Below are 3,250 nucleotides of genomic sequence, written 5' to 3'. Positions count from 1 at the left end.
CTGTTTTTCAATACTTTGTTTAAACTTTCTATTTCTTTGGCTAACAACAATCCAAAACATTTTGCTGTTGGAAAAAATTGTGCAATAATAGTTGTTGAAGCGTGAGCTCTGTGTGCGGTACCAAAAGCATCATTTACATAGATATCTCCAAGTGACGCTAATTCTTTGGCGAAAGCCACATCTCCAGCTTCCTCTTCACTATGGAAACGCAAGTTTTCTAAAAGCAAAACTTCGCCAGCTTGCAGTTTGTCGGCCGCCTCTTTTGCCTCTGCACCGATACAGTTAGAAGCAAATTGAACCGGAACGCCCAAGACATCAGCAGTTGTATTCAGGATGTGTTTTAATGAAAATTGTGTGTCAACTCCTTTTGGTCTGCCTAAATGTGACATCAAAATTACACTTCCACCTTGTTTCAGTATCGCATCAATTGTAGGTTTTGCAGCTTCGATACGAGTCGCATCAGTTACGTTGAAATTTTCATCCAAAGGCACATTAAAATCTACTCGGATAATTGCTTTTTTATTTTTGAAATCGAAATCATTTAAAGTTTTCATCAGTATTTTTTTAGTTAATTTTCATCATAGAGTAACAAATATAGCACTTTTAAAGTAGCAATGAATACCTCGATAAGGGATTGAATTGTTTTTTATCTACGAAAACGTTGTAATTTTTTAATGGATTAAACGACACGATAAAGACAAACAACAACGCTTTGGTGCATAAAGAAATGCTAGTTCTATATTCAAATATTGCCAAACGAAAGTCGACTGTTTATGTAAATTCGATCACATTTTATTTATGTCCAATTAACAGCAGTTGAGATTCCTAATACTAAAAACAAATCATAAAAAAATCCGACTCTTTTACGAAGTCGGATTTTGTATTTAACAAAATTGTGCTTTAATCGTGAACAGGACCTTGCGTACATGGACAGTCGCTTATGCCTTGTAAAAAGTCAAATCCTAACGTAATCATATGCGTTCCAGAATTGAAGGAGGATAGTTCATTAAACGTTAGTTGATAGGAGTATCCAAAATAAAATTTAGACTTTTGAAATCCTAGCATTGGACCCAAATTAAGTGGTTTTCCCGGCTGGTCATTCAAGAAACGATACGATGCCCCTATCCAATAATAATCGTCATAGTTATTAAACCTTCTGTATTTAAAGTTAACATCGGTACTTGACCTTTTATCACTGGCAAAATATTGAAAATAGACGCTCGGTTCAAACTCCTCTTGGTTTGTGGCTCCTTTAATGACCATCCCACTATATACTTGATAATTTCGAAGTAATACAGGCTCAATTCCTGAAAACTTATCGGTATTCTTGTCTAATAGATTACTAGCGTTAAAAGCAGCGTAAAAACCTTTATTACGGTATAACAAACTCACATCAAAGTTATTGTTAGATGTAAACCGATTGTCAGTAATGCTTGGGTCTAAAACTGGGTTTTCAAAATCGGGATTGAACTCGTCAATATCAATTTTAAAATTGTTGTAATTATACGAAATTCCAAAAGACAAGTACTGCTTAGAGTAATAATCTAAAATAATATGGTGTGCAAAAGACACTTTGGCACCTGTTTGTCTCGTATATCCATTTTTATCATTGTAAATTGAAATCCCCACACCTGATCGATCTGCAATCCTAAAATCAGCATACAGGGATTGGTTTTGCGGAGCGTCTTTTATTCCTACCCATTGCGTTAAACCATTGAGTCTAACCCTAAAGTTATCTCCAATACCCGCATAGGCTGGTGATATAACAAAGGGATTGTCAGCAAGATACTGCGTAAAAACGGGCAAATTTAACTCCTGACTGGACGACGAAAGCGTCACAGTCAGCAGTAAAAAAGATATAAGTGTTTTTTTCATGATACTATTTTTTAGTAGACAACTTCCATTTATTGATTCGTTATCTGTACAAAGTAAAGTGACCTACAAACTCACGATCGTCTTTATTATTGTTCAATTTAAGGGTATACCAATAATCTCCCGATGGTAATTCCTCGCCTTTGTACTTACCGTCCCATTTTTGACCTAATCTGTATTTGGCAATTACTCGACCGTAACGATCAAATATAGAGAAGGAAAGATCTGGATAATTGTTCGTACATCCTGGAGCCCACTCGTCTAAATTACCATCGCCGTTTGGAGTAAAGTAATTTGGGATACAGATGTCAATGTATATGAAATCTCTATTTGCAGTAGCTGTACAACCGTATTTATCTCTAACAATCACCGTGTAATTTCCTGATTGGTAGAAGGCGTAAGTACTTTCAGTGGTGAAATCCTCTCCATTAAAACTATACTCATATACTCCTGATCCACCGGTAGCGGTTGCTTTAATTTGATTTAAATCTCCATCAGCAATAACTAACACTAATGGATCTACTTGGACTACAGTAAATGGTGCAGTAGATTGTATACAACCATTTGTATGTCTCACAGTAATAAAATGCTGACCTGGCGCTACATTATCGAACGTGTTACTCGCTTGGTAATTTCCTAATCCGTCCAAATCAAAATCTAAGTCTGTTGCACTATTACTGGAATCATAGGATACTACCACTCGGTTTGCTTGTGTATTGTTTACACAGTCATAGGTCACAACAGCTGTTGGATTGATCACTACCGCGTCAGGCATGATTACTTCTAGTTCAGCCGAGCAGTTGCTAGCATCTTTAATGTACACTTTATGCGGGCCACCTGCTAGATTCGTGAAATCAAAATCAGTTTGACCAGCAGCTCCTTGCGTGTAAGGCCCATTGATAGCATCTAGACTTACACTATATGGTCTAGTACCTCCAGCTATTGTGATACTAAATGCACCATCATTGTCACCTGCACATATTTCTGGCATTAATGAACCTGGAATAGTAGATGCAACAATAGAATTTGGCTCACTTATAAACACTCCGGTTACAGGAATAAAACAGCCGTTTTGATCTTGTACAGTAAAATCATAAAACCCTGGTCGTAAATTATCAAAAACAATATCACCATTTGCATCTGCATCAAAAGTTTGATCTGGATTAGGTGTAATCGTGAACGTAATTTTACCTGTTCCTCCAGAAGTAGTAATCGTTAAGCTACCATTTCTCTCTCCTGCGCAAGTAACATTAGTTTGAACAACAGAATCAATAGTTAATACTGTAGTTGGCTCTGTAATATTGAAAACTTCGCTGTTAAATACACAATCATCACTATCAACTCTCACTACATAATCTCCTACTGACAAGAACTCAAA

Annotated in this window: 3 protein-coding genes; all 3 read right to left on the bottom strand. The window is 36.4% G+C overall.

Annotation, left to right across the window (positions count from 1 at the left end):
• Positions 1–554: phosphoglycerate kinase (locus AC061C_RS15475; protein WP_478291915.1), on the bottom strand; the 554-nt coding region annotated here is incomplete at its 3' end.
• A 346-nt stretch (positions 555–900) separates the two neighbouring features.
• On the bottom strand, positions 901–1,875 hold the full coding sequence (locus AC061C_RS15470; RefSeq protein WP_478291914.1) for a PorP/SprF family type IX secretion system membrane protein: 975 nt from the start codon (positions 1,873–1,875) through the stop codon (positions 901–903).
• A 40-nt stretch (positions 1,876–1,915) separates the two neighbouring features.
• A partial coding sequence (locus tag AC061C_RS15465) for a T9SS type B sorting domain-containing protein (RefSeq protein ID WP_478291913.1) occupies positions 1,916–3,250 on the bottom strand: 1,335 nt, incomplete at its 5' end.

This window comes from Flavobacterium sp. GNP010 (genome assembly GCF_056428945.1).
The sequence above is the reverse complement of the archived record's forward strand: the minus strand, read 5'-3'. Positions and strand labels throughout refer to the sequence as shown.

Excerpts from the sequence above, each read along its gene's own strand:
- AC061C_RS15470 (WP_478291914.1), bottom strand. The coding sequence starts at position 1,875 with ATGAAAAAAACACTTATATCTTTTTTACTGCTGACTGTGACGCTTTCG.